Below are 14,830 nucleotides of genomic sequence, written 5' to 3'. Positions count from 1 at the left end.
CATGACTGACAACCCCCAGAACACTGAAGACCAGACCGACGTGGCAGGTACCCCAAACTCTGCAGCCAGCTGGACACCCTTCGCAGCGAAGCAAGGTATGTGGTCTGATGGAACCGGAGATACCTCCGGCTTTTCGCGTATCGTGCGTCTGCCTGATCGTATCGTTCCTCTCTCCCGTCCCTTCGGCGGAGAGCTCGACGCGATTTTTGACCGCCTATTTGAGCTGGTCCCCGAAGTTGCTGACTCCCCCGTCACCAACTTCACCGACATGCCTACCATCTACATCCCGCGCGAACACCTGCTGAAGACCATGCAGGCGCTGCGTGACGATGCAGAACTGCGCTACGAAGTGTGCTCCTCAGTTTCCGGCGTACACTACCCCGCGGAACAGGATGCCGAGCTCCACAGCGTTTACCACCTGCTCTCTATGACCTACAACCGCCGCCTGCGGGTCGAGGTCGTCTGCCCTGAATTCGAACCCCATATTCCCTCCGTGGTCACCGTTTACCCCATGGTGAACTACCACGAGCGCGAAACCTGGGACATGTTCGGAATTATCTTTGACGGACATCCCGGCCTTACCCGCATCCTCATGCCAGACGATTGGCAAGGCCACCCGCAGCGGAAGGACTACCAGCTCGGTGGTATCCCGGTCGAATTCCACGGCACTGAAGTGCCGCCGGTGGAACAACGGAGGAGTTACCGCTAATGACTGCCCCTGAAAAGAACTTCACCTCGCCGACGGGCGTAACGTCTGTCGAACAGCTCTTTGAAACCGACCCGGACACGGTCGAGCTCACTGCCGAAGGTGGCGACTGGCAGGAGATCGTCGATCGCCAAATCCAGGAACAAAGCAGCCGCATGATCATCAACATGGGTCCTGCTCACCCCTCGACCCACGGTGTTATGCGCCTGTGCCTGGAACTGGACGGCGACATCGTCACCAACCTCCGCCCGGCTATTGGCTACCTGCATACCGGCATCGAGAAAACCTGCGAAGCCCGCACCTGGACCCAGGGCTCTACCCTGGTCACCCGTGCCGACTACGTGGCACCCCTCTTCAACGAAGCCGTCTACGTTATGGCTGTCGAAGAAATCCTCGGCGTCACCGACAAAATCCCAGAGCGCGCCAACATCATTCGCGTGCTCATGCTGGAACTCAACCGCATCGCTTCCCACCTGGTCGCCATTGGCACCGGCGGTAACGAGCTCGGTGGTGTGACACTGCTGACCAACGGCCTCCGTGACCGTGAAATGATCCTCGACTTCTTCGAGGCCATCTCCGGTCTGCGCATGAACCACGCGTTCCTGCGCCCTGGTGGTGTCGCCAATGACCTGCCCGATTACGGTATGGACAAGCTGGATGAGACCCTCGACTGGCTAGAGGCTCGACTTCCCGACTTCGACAAGATGTGCAACGACAACCCCATCTTGAAGAAGCGCATGCTCGGCATCAGCTACCTCGACCTCACCGGTTGTATGGCACTCGGCGTCACCGGCCCCCGCCTACGCGCCGCTGGTGCGGAATGGGACCTCCGGAAGAAGCAGCCCCACCTCGGATACGAAACCTACGACTTCGACATTCCGGTGTGGAACACCTGCGATGCCTACGGCGCCTTCCGTGTTCGCCTCGCCGAAATGTACGAATCCCTGAAGATCTGCCGCCAGTGCCGTGACCGTCTCGCCGACACGCAGGGCCAGCCCTTCATGATTGAAGATCCGAAGATCTCGCGCCCCGCCAAGCTCGCCGTATACAACGATGGCCAAGGCAACTCCTTCGAACACGTGCGCAAGATTATGGGTGAAGACATGGAAGCCCTCATCCACCACTTCAAACTGGTGACCGAAGGCATCAAGGTTCCAGCCGGACAGGCCTACGTTGCCACCGAGAGCCCCAAGGGCGAACTTGCTTGCCACGTTGTGTCTGATGGCGGAACTCATCCCTACCGTGTCCACCTGCGTGACCCTGGATTCCACCACCTGCAGGCCCTCCCCGCCATGTGTGAGGGCGGCATGCTGTCCGATATCGTCGTCGCGGTCGGTAGTATCGACCCCGTTCTGGGAGGTGTTGACCGGTGATTGAAGCCCACTTTGTCTCCAAGTTCGACGATGCTGATGCTGTCGACATGAGCGACACCACTACCAGCATCACCGAAGAAAATATCAAGGAACTGCAGATCCTGGCTGATCGCTACCCGCACGCCCAATCTGCCATCATTCCTATGCTGCACCTCGTGCAGAGCATCGACGGAAAGGTTAGCGGCGAAGGCGTCCGCCACATTGCCCGCATCCTGGATATCCCCGAAGCTGTTGTGCTGGGTGTCGTTACCTTCTACACCATGTTCCACAAGGACGAGGTCGGCAAGCATCTTATCGGGGTCTGCACCACCTCCCTGTGCGCAGTGATGGGTGGCGACCTCGTCTACGAAACCGTCCGCAAGCACCTCGGCCTCGATGGCGAAGGAACAACTGAAGATGGCGCTTTCACACTCGAACGTGTGGAATGCAACGCCGCCTGCGACTTCGCCCCTGTCATGATGCTGAACTGGGAGTACATGGACAACATGACTCCTCGTAAGGCTGTTGAGATCCTCGACAAGCTGCGTAATGACGAAGAAGTTCACTCCACCCGTGGTCCGCAGATCACCTCGTGGCGTGACAACGAACGCGTCCTCGCTGGCTTCAACGATGGTCGCAGCGACGAAGGCCCCGCAGCCGGCCCCGCCTCTTTGGCAGGCTGGCGCATTGCCTACGACGTGAAGGAAGGTGAGTAACGTGTCGAACGAACTCCTTACTCCCATCCTCTCCGCACACTGGGGCGATGAAACGCCGTGGAAGCTGGAGAGCTACAAGTCCCACGAAGGATACGACGCACTTCGTAAGGCCCTAAGCATGGAACCCGCCGAGGTTCTCAGCCTAGTGAAGGATTCTGGACTCCGCGGACGCGGCGGTGCAGGCTTCCCAACCGGCATGAAGTGGTCCTTCGTTCCGCAGAACAACCCCAAGCCCAAGTACCTCGTCGTCAATGGTGACGAGTCCGAGCCTGGTACCTGCAAAGACATGCCCCTCATCATGGCCAGCCCCCACACCCTGGTAGAAGGCGCACTCATCGCCTGCTACGCATTCGGTGCCGAGCAAGCCTTCATCTACCTCCGCGGTGAAGTAGCCCAGGTAGCACGTCGCCTCCAGCAGGCCATCCAGGAAGCGTACGATGCCGGCTTGGCCGGTGACGACGTCCTCGGTACCGGCAAGCGCCTCCACGTTATGGTTCACTCCGGCGCCGGCGCTTACATCTGTGGTGAGGAAACAGCCCTCCTCAACTCGCTGGAAGGCAAGCGTGGACACCCGCGTCTGCGCCCACCGTTCCCGGCAGTGGAAGGCCTCTACGCCTCTCCCACTGTTATTAACAATGTCGAGTCCATCTCTTCTGTTCCCGCGATTGTCCGCAAAGGCGCCGAATGGTACAGCTCGATGGGTACCGAAAAGTCCAAGGGTGCCACCATATACTCGCTGTCCGGACATGTGAAAAACCCCGGCCAGTACGAAGCCCCGCTGGGCATCACCCTACGTGAACTGCTTGAGCTGTCGGGCGGTATGCGTGATGGACACCAACTGAAGTTCTGGACCCCGGGTGGTTCCTCCACCCCCATCCTCACCGCGGAACACCTTGACGTTCCACTGGATTACGAGGGGGTGGCTGGTGCCGGCTCCATGCTGGGCACTAAAGCTCTCCAGATCTTCGACGAGACTACCTCAGTAGTCCGCACCACCACTCGTTTTATCGAGTTCTACAAGCACGAATCTTGTGGCAAGTGCACCCCCTGCCGTGAAGGCACCTGGTGGCTCGTGCAGCTGCTGCAGCGCCTCGAGCGCGGCGAAGGCAAGCCGGGCGATGTCGACAAGTTGCTGAGTATTGCCGGGAATATCGGCGGCAAGTCCTTCTGCGCCCTCGCAGATGGTGCTGTCGCCTGTGTCACCAGCGCCGTCAAGCACTTCCGTGAGGAGTTTGAGGCCGGTTACACCACCCCCGCTTGGGAGCTCCTGCCCTACGAGGCCAGTGCGCTCTTTAGTGATGAGGAGAAGGTTCAATGAGCGATAACACCTCGACCTCTGCCCAGGACAACCTCGTAACCCTGGAAATTGACGGTCGGTCCGTATCCGTTCCCAAGGGAACTATGGTCATCCGAGCTGCTGAAAAGCTCGGTATCCGTATCCCCAGATTCTGCGACCACCCGCTACTCGACCCGGTAGGCGCCTGCCGCCAATGCATGGTCGAAGTACCTGACGCTGGTAACGGACGCGGTTTCCCGAAGCCCCAGGCCTCCTGCTCGCTGGCAGTGGCCGAAGGCATGGTTGTGAAGACCCAAGCATCCTCCATGCTGGCCAAAGAGGCCCAGCGTGGCATCATGGAGCTCCTCCTCATCAACCACCCGTTGGACTGCCCCATCTGTGACAAAGGTGGTGAGTGCCCGCTGCAGAACCAGGCCATGTCCGATGGCCAGGCGGAAACCCGCTTCGACTGCGACAAGCGCCACTTCCCCACCCCGTTGCCGCTGGTCAGCAACATCCTCCTCGACCGCGAACGCTGTGTGCTCTGCACCCGCTGCACCCGCTTCTCTGAGCAGGTCTCCGGCGACCGCTGCATTGCACTGGCCGAACGCGGTGCCCGCCAGCAAGTCTCCTCTGTGCCCGAGTCCGACGCCGGCTCCTACTTCGCCGGCAACACCGTGCAGATCTGCCCGGTGGGTGCTCTGACCAGTGCTGATTACCGCTTCCAGGCACGCCCGTTCGACCTCGTCTCCACCGACACCACCTGTGAACACTGTGCAGGCGGCTGCGCCCTCCGCGTAGACCACCGTCACAGCAAGATCACTCGTCGCCTGGCCGGTGAAGACGCCGACGTCAACCTCGAGTGGAACTGCGACAAGGGCCGCTATGGCTTCCGCTACGGCACCCTCGCAGACCGTATCACCACCCCGCTGGTACGCCGCGATGGACAGCTCGTTGAGACCTCCTGGCCGGAAGCACTCTCCATCGTCGTCGCCGGTCTCAAAGCCGCTGGCTCTTCTCTCGGCGTTCTACCGGGAGCCTCCAGCACGGTGGAAAACACCTACGCCTACGCCGCCTTCGCCCGTAACGTCGCCGGAACCGAAAACATCGACTTCCGCTCCGACAAGGGCACCGCGGAAGAAGCCGCCTTCCTCACCCAGTACGTGGCGGGTACCTCACTTGAGAACAACGTCACCTACCAGGCACTTGATGAAGCGAAGAAGATCGTGCTGGTCTCCTTCGATCCGGAAGACGAAGCCGGTAACCTCTTCCTGCGGCTGCGCCGTGCAGTCCGCAAGAGGGGACTGCAGGTCGTTTCCATCGCCAGCCACCGCACCATCGGCACCGACAAACTCAACGCTGAGGTTGTCACGTGCCGCCCCGGTGAAGAAGCAGACGCTCTCGCACAGCTTGACGGTCTCGACAGCGACACCATCATTCTGGTGGGAGCCCGCGCCGCTGGTTCCGCCGGAACCTTTAGCGCCGTCGTTGCAGCCGCAGAAAAGTCCGGAGCCCGCTTCGCCTGGGTGCCGCTGCACGCTGGCGACCGTGGTGCACTAGAAGCCGGCTGCCTCCCTGCAGCCGGAGGACACTCCACCAAGGCCATGCTGAAAGCTGCTGTCGCTGGCGAACTGCAGGCTCTCCTGCTCGGTGCTCTGGACGAACGCGACTTCGTCGACGTCCAGCTGCTTCACCAGGCAGCTACCACCGCCTTTACCGTCCAGCTGGCACAACGCCGCAGCGCCCTCAGCGCCTGCGCCGACGTCGTCCTCCCCGTCAGCCTCATCTCCGAGGTCAAGGGGCACTTCCTCAACTGGGAAGCACGGTGGCGTAGGGTCCAGCCGCTGACAGGTGTGCCCGTCACCACCATGTCAGACCGCCGCATCCTCGGCACCATTGCCAAGGCAATGGGAACCAGCCTGCAGATTCCCGCCAGCTCGCAGGTAGCTGACCTCCTGCAAGCAGCTGCCACCGGTGCTGTCGGTGGTTCCATGCCGGCAGTCTCCACCACCGCTACCTCTGGCCTGGTGCTCGACAGCTGGCGTGAACTCATGGGAGACTCCGCTGCTCTTGACGGAACCATCTTCAAGGGAAGTGACCACCGTCGCGGCCAACTGCGCGTCAGCCCGGCCACGGCCACGGCCTACGGCCTCACCGCTGGTGGCGCTGCCACCGTCTCCGCCTCACAGGGATCTCTCACACTCCCCGTCTCCGTCGTCGAAGAGATGGCAGACGACGTGGTGTGGGTTCCCAGTAATGTTCCCGGTAACCCGCTTGCGGTGACCGGTGCAGTACCTGGCGATCAGGTCACTGTGGTTCCGTCAGACGATGCTCACAACGTTCGAATGGAGGTGTCATCCCGTGTCTGAAAGCACTATCGGCGTGTGGGGTGACCCATGGTGGCTCATCCTTGTGAAGGCCATCGTGATCTTTTGTATTCCCCTGCTCTTCGCAATCTTCTGTGTGTGGTTCGAACGCCGTATCCTGGCATTCCTCCAGCAGCGCGTCGGCCCCCACATGGCAGGTCCGCTAGGTCTCTTGCAGCCCTTCTCGGACGGCATCAAGACCCTCATGAAAGAAGACTTCTCGCCGGCCAACGTCGACAAGTTCGTCTTCACTTTGGCCCCGATGCTCACCGGTATCGCCGCCTTCACCACCTGGTCCGTCATCCCTCTGGGTGGACGGGTCTCCATCGGTGGTCACTATACCCAGCTGCAGCTCGGTGACCTCCCAGTCGCAGTGCTATTCATCTTGGCCATCGCCTCGATCGGCACCTACGGCATCGTCCTCGCTGGTTGGGCGTCAACCTCCCGCTACTCCCTACTGGGAGGTCTGCGCTCTGCCGCACAGATGATCTCCTACGAGGTCTCTATGGGTCTTGCTGTGGTGTCCGTCGTCCTGGCCAGCCGCACCATGTCCACCGTGGGCATCGTCGAGCACCAGGCCAACACCCTGACCCTGTTCGGCTGGGACTCCCCCTTCCCCGCTCACAACTTCATCCTGCTTGCCCCTGCCTTCTGCATCTACGTGGTAGCCATGCTGGCAGAAGCCAACCGCGCCCCGTTCGATATGCCGGAATGTGAATCCGAACTAGTTGGTGGTTACTCCACCGACTACTCGGGCTTCCGCTTCGCTCTCTTCTACCTGGGCGAATACATGAACATGGCAACGCTGTCCGCCATCTGCGCAACCCTCTTCCTCGGTGGGTTCAACGCACCGTGGCCGTTCAACAACACCGCCATCGACGGCGGCTGGTGGGGCCTCCTCTGGTTCCTCATCAAGGTCGTCCTTGGTCTCTTCTTCTTCATCTGGGTCCGCGGTACCGTCCCGCGTTACCGCTACGACCAACTGATGTCCATCGGTTGGAAGACCCTCCTGCCGCTCTCGCTCGGCTGGCTGGTCGTCGTAGGTATCTACCAGAAGGCTCGCGCTATGGCAGAACCCGGCTCCTGGTTGACTGATGACGCCACCGCCATTGGTGTGGTACTGATCTACGCCGCTATCGCAGCTCTCGTGCTGTACCTGCAGCGTCACCCAATCGACAAGATCATCACCGATGCCACCCCGCCCGTTGTTGATCCCGTTACTGCCCACTACCCGCTGCCGGTGCTCAAGGATGCCCCCGCTGCTGCCGGCGCACAGCGGAAGGAGGAACTGTCATGAGTGTCTTCTCGCGCTGGGCGGGCCTTGGAGTGACCTTCCGGACGATGTTCCGCAAGAAGTTCACGGAGGAATACCCGCTAAAGCCGAAGGTCACAGAGCCCCGCTTCCACGGTCGTCACCAGCTCAACCGCTGGCCCGATGGTCTCGAAAAGTGTGTCGGTTGCGAACTGTGTGCCTGGGCATGCCCAGCTGATGCTATTCGTGTGGAAGCTGCAGAGAACACCGAGGATGAGCGCTACTCCCCCGGTGAACGCTACGGTGCCATCTACGAAATCAACTACCTGCGCTGCATCTTCTGCGGCATGTGCATCGAAGCATGCCCGACGCGCGCACTGACCATGACCAATGACTTCGAACTGGCTAACGCCTCCCGCGAAGCATTGATCTACGGCAAGGACAAGCTCCTTGCCCCGCTGGAAGACGGCATGGAGATGCCTCCGCACCCCCGTCGCCTTGCAGACAACGAAAAGGGATACTTCTTGGGCCTGCCTCTGCACGCAGACTCACGTGAATCGAAGCAATTGGAGGAAGGATAATCATGGCGTTTTCCATCGCTTCTTCCGCCACCGTTGCTCCGATGATGACGCTTGCCGCTGGTAACTCCAGCGCCGGTCACATCTTCGGACAGGTCCTCTCCTGGATCCTGGCCATCATTATTGTGGCTGCTGCACTCGGTATGGTGCTGTCCCGCAAACTCATTCACTCCGCCCTATCCCTCCTGCTGGTGATGGTCGGTATGGCAATCGAATACGCCATTCTCAATGCGCCATTCGTGTTTGTCGTCCAGATCGTTGTCTACGCAGGCGCCATCATGGTGATGTTCCTCTTCATCGTGATGATGGTCGGTGCGAATGCAGATGCCGAAGAGGGCGACCCCATCCCCGGTCAGCGGATAGCGGCCATCATCATGGCACTGGCGGTTATCGTTCTGGTAGCTGTAGCTATCTCGCTGGTCACCTGGCAGGATCCTGCCGGACTTGATGAAGCCACTCGCACCACCGGCGGTAATATCGCCGGCCTCGGTGAACTGATCTTCAACAAGTACGTCATCATCTTCGAGGTACTCTCAGCACTTCTCATCATTGCCGCGGTGGGCGCTATCGTGCTCACCCTCCGGACCCGCGTCAAGAACCGCCCCACTCAGCGTGAAACCATGGAAGCACGCTTCCGTGCTTACGCTGAAAAGGGCACCGACGTGGGTGCTATGCCTGGTGCCGGCGTCTACGCCGCCAGTAACGCCATGGACGTCCCCGCTCTCCTCCCCGACGGCAGCGAACTCCACTCCTCCATCTCCGAAGAGATCTACGACGCCCATGCGGAACGCTCTGGCCAGCAGTTGGCTGAGCAGACCGCAAAGACCTACGAAGCTCTTACCAAGAGCGACGGAGAGGATGAGTGACATGGCTACTAGTTTCTATCTGACCCTGTCCGCGATCCTGTTCGCTATCGGTATCCTGGGCTTCCTGGTTCGCCGTAGCGCACTGGTCGTGTTTATGTCCGTCGAACTGATGCTGAACTCCTGCAACCTTGGCCTGGTGGCCCTGGCTCGCCAGTTCGGTAACCTCGACGGGCAAGTCGCCGCTTTGTTCGTCATGGTGGTTGCTGCTGCAGAAGTCGTGGTTGGCCTCGCTATCGTGGTCGCCATGTGGCGTACGCAGTACACAGTGTCCGTCGATGAAGAACGTTCACTGAAAGGCTAAAGGCAGTGGTATCCAATACTCTTCTTGCAACTGGACAGTCGCTGACTGTCGCCCCACCTACAACGGATACGACGACCACCGTAGTGGCCTGGCTGATTATCGGCCTGCCCCTTATTGGCGCCGCACTGCTGCTTATGGGCGGCCGGCTGCTGGACCGCTGGGGGCACTGGCTCGCCGTCGTGATGAGCTTCGCCGCCTTCGCCTGTGGCCTCACTCTGTTTATCCAGATGGCGATGCGCTCTGCTGCGGATCGCGCCCTGACAGCACCCTTCTACACCTGGATGTCGCTGCCGGGAGTGGAGACCGATCTTGGTATTCGCCTCGATCCCCTCTCCATCATCTTCGTGCTCCTCATCACCGGTGTCGGTAGCCTCATCCACCTCTACTCGGTGGGTTACATGGCACACGATGAGAAGCGTCGTAAGTTCTTCGCATTCCTCAACCTCTTCATGGCAGCCATGCTGACGCTGGTTCTCGGCAATAGCTACCTGGTGCTGTTCGTTGGTTGGGAAGGCGTCGGTCTGGCCTCCTACCTCCTCATCGGATTCTGGGCACATAAGCCCTCCGCTGCGAAGGCTGCGAACAAGGCCTTCATCATGAACCGTATGGGTGACGTGGGCATGATGCTCGCCATCATCACCATGTTCAAGTTCTTCGGTTCCACCGAATTTTCCGCTGTCAACGCCGGCGTTGCCGATGCGGACAGCTGGATCCCCACCTTCCTCGGTTTCATGCTCCTGATGGGTGCCTGCGCCAAGTCCGCACAGGTTCCTTTCCAGGCCTGGCTCCTCGACGCCATGGAGGGCCCGACCCCCGTGTCCGCCCTCATCCACGCCGCCACCATGGTTACCGCCGGTGTTTACCTGGTCGTCCGCAGTGGCAGCATCTACCAGCTGTCGTGGCAGGCTGCTCTGGCAGTTGTCATCGTTGGCTCTGTAACCCTCCTGGTTGGTGCTTGGATCGGTAGTTCCAAAGACGACATCAAGAAGGTTCTCGCTGGTTCGACCATGTCCCAGATTGGCTACATGATTCTGGCCGCAGGCATCGGTCCTGCCGGCTACGCACTGGCCATCTTCCACCTGGTTACCCACGGTTTCTTCAAGGCCAACATGTTCCTCGGTGCCGGCTCCATCATGCACGCTATGAATGACAGCGTCGACATGCGCCGGTTCGGTGGACTCCGCAAAGCCATGCCATGGACCTTCTTCACCTTCGCTGCCGGCTACCTAGCTATCATCGGCTTCCCCGGCTTCGCAGGCTTCTTCTCCAAGGACCCCATCATTGAGGTCGCCTTTGAACGTGGCTGGGTATTCGGCCTGGCAGCGCTCATCGGTGCTGGCATCACTGCCCTCTACATGACGCGCCTCATGATGATGACCTTCTTCGGTGAAAAGCGCTGGGAAGAGGACGTGCACCCGCACGAGTCTCCGGCCACGATGGTGATCCCGCTGGTTATTCTCGGTATCTTCTCCGTGATTGGTGGCTTCCTCATGGTGGGAGGCATCACCAAGTGGCTCAACCCCGCCGTTGGTGGCACTGCGCCGGATCTCCACATTGTTCACTTCAGTTGGGAGACCGCCGCTACCCTCCTGGTGGTTATCGTTGGGGTGCTGGTCGGCTGGTTGATCTTCCGCAAGCCCATACCCACTACGCGTGAGAATGCGCCTCTGTACACCCGTATCGGCGACAATGCCCTCTACGGCGACACGATCAATGAGTACATTGCCGTGAAGCCCACCCAGGGTCTTGCGCAGGCTACGGCTCTTCTAGACCGACGCGCCGTTAACCCCGCCGTTGATGGTGGCGGACGCGGCCTGGTCAGTCTGTCCGGTTTGCTGTCGCGCTTGCAGAACGGCATGATCCGCTCCTACGGCCTCCTCATGGTCGTGGGTACCGCGGTTCTCGCCGCTGTTGCGCTCATCCTCGGACAACTGGCATAAGGGAGGATTGAGAGAATGTTAATTACCTCTGCCGCACTAATCCCCCTGGTAGGAGCGCTCCTCCTTACCGTGGTCCGGGGTGTTGCCAGCCGCGTGGTGGCCATGCTTGCCTCCCTCGGCTCGCTGGGTATCGCCATTGCTATGGCAGTACTCTTCAACCCTGGCCAAGGTATGCAGTTCACCGAACTACACCAGTGGATTCCCCAGATTGACGCCTACTACTCGCTTGGTGTGGATGGTATCGGGTTGAGCCTCGTGCTCCTCACCGCCATTCTCACCCCGCTGGTGCTGCTCTACGCTTTCACGGAGAACTTCCGTGAAGACCAGCTGGGAGAACGCGCCTTCCTGGCACTTGCGCTGGCCGTCGAGGGTTTCTCCCTCTACGTCTTCACTGCCACTGACGTTCTGCTGTTCTACCTCTTCTTCGAGGCCACCCTCATCCCGATGTTCTTCCTCATCGGTGGTTTTGGTGGAGCACAGCGTCGCTACGCTGCCATCAAGTTCCTGCTGTACTCCTTGACCTCTGGTCTGGTTATGCTGGCCGCCGTTATCGGCGTCTACATAAACTCCCAGAACAGTGGCCACGGCACCTTCCTGCTGAGTGACCTCATGAACATGAATCTCGGCACGAACACGGAACGCCTACTGTTTGTGGGATTCATGATCGCCTTCGCTGTGAAGGCCCCCATGGTTCCGGTTCACACCTGGCTGCCCGACGCCGCAGAGAACACCACCCCCGGTGGTGCAGTGATGATGGTCGCCATCATGGACAAGATTGGCACCTTCGGTATGTTCCGCTTCGCGCTGGGTCTCTTCCCGAACGCAGCCGAGTGGGCCACCCCAGTGGTCATCGTCCTGGCCGTGATATCCATCATCTACGGTGCACTTGCCGCACTGGCGCAGGGCAACCTCATGCGCCTGGTGGCGTACACCTCCGTCAGCCACTTTGGTTTCATCGTACTGGGCCTCTTCGCCCTCACTCCCACCTCGGTGGCAGGTGCCAACCTTTACATGTTCAACCACGGCATCTCTACCGCCGCGCTCTTCCTCCTGGTTGGTTACCTGATGAAGCGTCGTGGCTCCGCAGAGATCGCCGACTTCGGTGGCGTGCAGAAGGTTGCCCCGGTGCTTGCCGGCTTCCTCCTCATCGCGGGTCTGTCGTCCCTGTCTCTCCCCGGCCTGGCACCCTTCGTGTCTGAGTTCGGTGTGCTGGCGGGAACCTGGACGAATTACCCGTGGGCTGCCGGCATCTCGGCCATCGCTATGGTGCTTGCCGCCCTCTACATCATGCGGATGTACAAGCGGACGATGACGGGTCTCCCCTCTGATGAGGTGAAAGAGAAGGTCTCCGAGCTGTCCATGGCGGAACGGTGGATCATCGTTCCTCTGCTGGCTCTGCTCCTTGTCCTCGGCGTCTACCCCACTCCGCTGACCAGGGTGCTGAACCCCGATTCTGAACAGGCTGTCACCTTTGTTGAGAAGGCAACAAACCACGAAGCCGTGGCTCCGGCCGCGCAGCCTGAATCGACCACTATCTCTTTAGGAGGTGCGCGCTAAATGATCCAGAACATCATTGCTATGGACATGATGGCTAGCCCCGCACGAATGATCGAGAGCCCGGCGCTGGATTACCAGACCCTCGCTCCGCTGTTGATCATGTTCGGTGGTGCCTGTGTCGCTCTCCTCCTGGACGCCTTTGTGCGTCGGCCGGCTCGCGCTGTCGTGCAGCTGGTCTCCGTCTTCGTCGTTCTCATTGCCACGATGGGAATGCTGATTGCGAACTGGGTCGATGGCCACTTCTCGGTTGTCGCCAATGGCCTCCTTGCCATGGATAAGCCCACCTATGTGGCGCAGGGTGCTCTGATTGTTTTCACCGCCCTCAGCATGATTCTCTTCAGTACACGGCATGCACGCCGGCTGAAGACAATCCCCGAGAGTGAGCGAACTGAACACTCCGAGATCTATGTCTTGGCGCTGTTCTCTCTGTTCGGCATGATGCTCTTCACCGCAGCGACCAACCTGCTTATGCTCTTCGTCGCTCTTGAAGTGATGTCCCTGCCGCTCTACGTTCTCGCCGGGCTGGCACTCTACCGCCGACGTCTGAGCCAGGAAGCTTCTCTGAAGTACTTCCTGCTGGGCGTACTTGCAGCAGCCGTCATGCTGTACGGCATCGTGATGCTCTACGCCGCCACCGGTAACTTCACCTTTGCTGGCATTGCAGAGCAGTCCTCTCACACCGACAAGCCTGCCCTGCTTGTGCTCGGCGTCGTATTTGTCGTGATTGGCCTCCTCTTCAAGATTGGTGCAGTACCGTTCCACAGTTGGGTTCCGGACGTCTATCAAGGCGCCCCCACCCCGGTGACTGCCTTCATGGCAATCTGCACTAAGCTGGCTGCCGTTGCTGCTCTCGCCCGCGTTCTCACCGTGGCAGTGCCGCTCAACGAACGTCAGTGGGAAATTGTCATCGTGGTACTGGCCATCATCTCGATGCTCTTCGGTGCCCTGCTGACCATGACCCAGACCGACGTCAAGCGACTGATCGCTTACTCCTCCATTACTCACGCGGGCTTTATCATGACCGCTCTGGTGGGTGCGGATCAGGGCCTCCTCAAGGTAGGAAGCCTGGAGTTCAGTGTTGTCTCTTCGGTGTTGATCTACCTGGCGGCTTACGGGCTCGCGACCATTGGCGCCTTCGCCATTGTCACGGTCGTCCGTCGTGAGAGCGGCGAGGAAGCAACTGCGATTTCCGCCTGGGAAGGTATTGGACGCCAGCATCCGTGGTTGGGTGCAGCCTTCGCCCTCTACTTCCTGAGCTTCGCAGGCTTCCCCATCACCGCTGGCTTTATCGGTAAGTTCACCGTCTTCGCAGTGCCGTGGTTGGCTGGCTACAGCTGGCTAGTCGTCGTTGCCTTACTGGTGTCCGCACTTGCCGCCTACGCCTACGTGCGCATGATCATTGTCATGTTCTTCAAGCGCACGAATATCACTACTGTGGTGGCAAAGCCCGGTGCCGCGGTCAGCATCGTGGTGGTTATCACTGCTGTGCTCACCATCCTCATGGGAATTCTTCCCGGACCGGTGCTGGGCCTTGCGAACTCGCTCGGTGGCTTCCTGATGTAAGGGTTAGCCTCCTGCTTTGTGATAGTCCCCCAGGACAGTGTCCTGGGGGACTACATCTATTTCATTTCCAGAGAGGTCTGAAGGAGCCCCCGAAATGGCGCTGAGAATGTCTCAGAGGGACGAACTCCTCCCTTCCGGACAACTCCCCCCCTCGGCGCAGACAATGCTCCCTCTACGTCAACCTTTTCTCTTCAGAGGACTCCCCCCCCCATATTCTCTCTACTCAAGACAACAAGATCCCCGGTCACTCAGTGTGACCGGGGATCTTCCAAAGTGCGTGAGGAGGGTTTCGAACCCCCGACCGCCGGTGTGTAAAACCGGAGCTCTACCCCTGAGCTACCCACGCAGGACGTTAAA

At 60.0% G+C, this 14,830-nt stretch carries 12 protein-coding genes and 1 tRNA gene; 12 read left to right on the top strand and 1 reads right to left on the bottom strand.

The genetic code is table 11. From position 1 onward, the window contains the following. Nucleotide 1 precedes the first annotated feature (1 nt). From IY73_RS07110 to nuoN, 12 genes are read left to right on the top strand one after another with little or no spacing between them, the layout of a single operon-like run. Nucleotides 2-709 (top strand): NADH-quinone oxidoreductase subunit C, encoded by a 708-nt coding sequence (locus IY73_RS07110; RefSeq protein WP_082345523.1) that lies wholly within the window; start codon nucleotides 2-4, stop codon nucleotides 707-709. Continuing rightward, nucleotides 709-2,079 (top strand): NADH-quinone oxidoreductase subunit D, encoded by a 1,371-nt coding sequence (locus IY73_RS07105; protein ID WP_053962459.1) that lies wholly within the window; start codon nucleotides 709-711, stop codon nucleotides 2,077-2,079. The genes IY73_RS07110 and IY73_RS07105 overlap by 1 nt, the downstream gene beginning before the upstream one ends. Beyond that, on the top strand, nucleotides 2,076-2,774 hold the full coding sequence (locus IY73_RS07100; protein WP_053962458.1) for an NADH-quinone oxidoreductase subunit NuoE family protein: 699 nt from the start codon (nucleotides 2,076-2,078) through the stop codon (nucleotides 2,772-2,774). The genes IY73_RS07105 and IY73_RS07100 overlap by 4 nt, the downstream gene beginning before the upstream one ends. A gap of 1 nt (nucleotide 2,775) precedes the next feature. Next, the gene (gene nuoF, locus IY73_RS07095; protein WP_053962457.1) at nucleotides 2,776-4,092 is read left to right on the top strand and encodes an NADH-quinone oxidoreductase subunit NuoF; all 1,317 of its coding nucleotides are present in this window, start codon (nucleotides 2,776-2,778) and stop codon (nucleotides 4,090-4,092) included. Beyond that, nucleotides 4,089-6,419: an NADH-quinone oxidoreductase subunit G gene (locus IY73_RS07090; protein WP_053962456.1), complete on the top strand. Its 2,331-nt coding sequence runs from the start codon at nucleotides 4,089-4,091 to the stop codon at nucleotides 6,417-6,419. The genes nuoF and IY73_RS07090 overlap by 4 nt, the downstream gene beginning before the upstream one ends. Further along, entirely contained in the window at nucleotides 6,412-7,713 is a 1,302-nt protein-coding gene (gene nuoH / locus IY73_RS07085; RefSeq protein ID WP_082345522.1) for an NADH-quinone oxidoreductase subunit NuoH, read from the top strand. The genes IY73_RS07090 and nuoH overlap by 8 nt, the downstream gene beginning before the upstream one ends. After that, nucleotides 7,710-8,249, top strand: coding sequence for an NADH-quinone oxidoreductase subunit NuoI (gene nuoI / locus IY73_RS07080; RefSeq protein ID WP_053962455.1), 540 nt, complete (start codon nucleotides 7,710-7,712; stop codon nucleotides 8,247-8,249). The genes nuoH and nuoI overlap by 4 nt, the downstream gene beginning before the upstream one ends. A gap of 2 nt (nucleotides 8,250-8,251) precedes the next feature. Beyond that, entirely contained in the window at nucleotides 8,252-9,112 is an 861-nt protein-coding gene (locus tag IY73_RS07075; protein ID WP_237023730.1) for an NADH-quinone oxidoreductase subunit J, read from the top strand. 1 nt (nucleotide 9,113) lies between these two features. Beyond that, nucleotides 9,114-9,413, top strand: coding sequence for an NADH-quinone oxidoreductase subunit NuoK (gene nuoK, locus IY73_RS07070; protein WP_053962454.1), 300 nt, complete (start codon nucleotides 9,114-9,116; stop codon nucleotides 9,411-9,413). A gap of 41 nt (nucleotides 9,414-9,454) precedes the next feature. Beyond that, on the top strand, nucleotides 9,455-11,353 hold the full coding sequence (gene nuoL, locus IY73_RS07065; RefSeq protein WP_053962756.1) for an NADH-quinone oxidoreductase subunit L: 1,899 nt from the start codon (nucleotides 9,455-9,457) through the stop codon (nucleotides 11,351-11,353). Nucleotides 11,354-11,368: 15 nt separating this feature from the next. Then, on the top strand, nucleotides 11,369-12,910 hold the full coding sequence (locus IY73_RS07060; protein WP_063665789.1) for an NADH-quinone oxidoreductase subunit M: 1,542 nt from the start codon (nucleotides 11,369-11,371) through the stop codon (nucleotides 12,908-12,910). Beyond that, nucleotides 12,911-14,473 (top strand): NADH-quinone oxidoreductase subunit NuoN, encoded by a 1,563-nt coding sequence (gene nuoN, locus IY73_RS07055; RefSeq protein ID WP_053962453.1) that lies wholly within the window; start codon nucleotides 12,911-12,913, stop codon nucleotides 14,471-14,473. It begins immediately after the preceding gene. 274 nt (nucleotides 14,474-14,747) lie between these two features. Here the strand turns inward: nuoN and IY73_RS07050 are convergent. Next, nucleotides 14,748-14,819 (bottom strand) — tRNA-Val (locus IY73_RS07050). Nucleotides 14,820-14,830 lie beyond the last annotated feature (11 nt).

Origin of the sequence: Lawsonella clevelandensis (assembly GCF_001293125.1) — a bacterium.
Taxonomy (GTDB): domain Bacteria; phylum Actinomycetota; class Actinomycetes; order Mycobacteriales; family Mycobacteriaceae; genus Lawsonella; species Lawsonella clevelandensis.
Note: the sequence above shows the minus strand (reverse complement) of the source record. Positions and strands in the feature narration are given on the sequence as shown.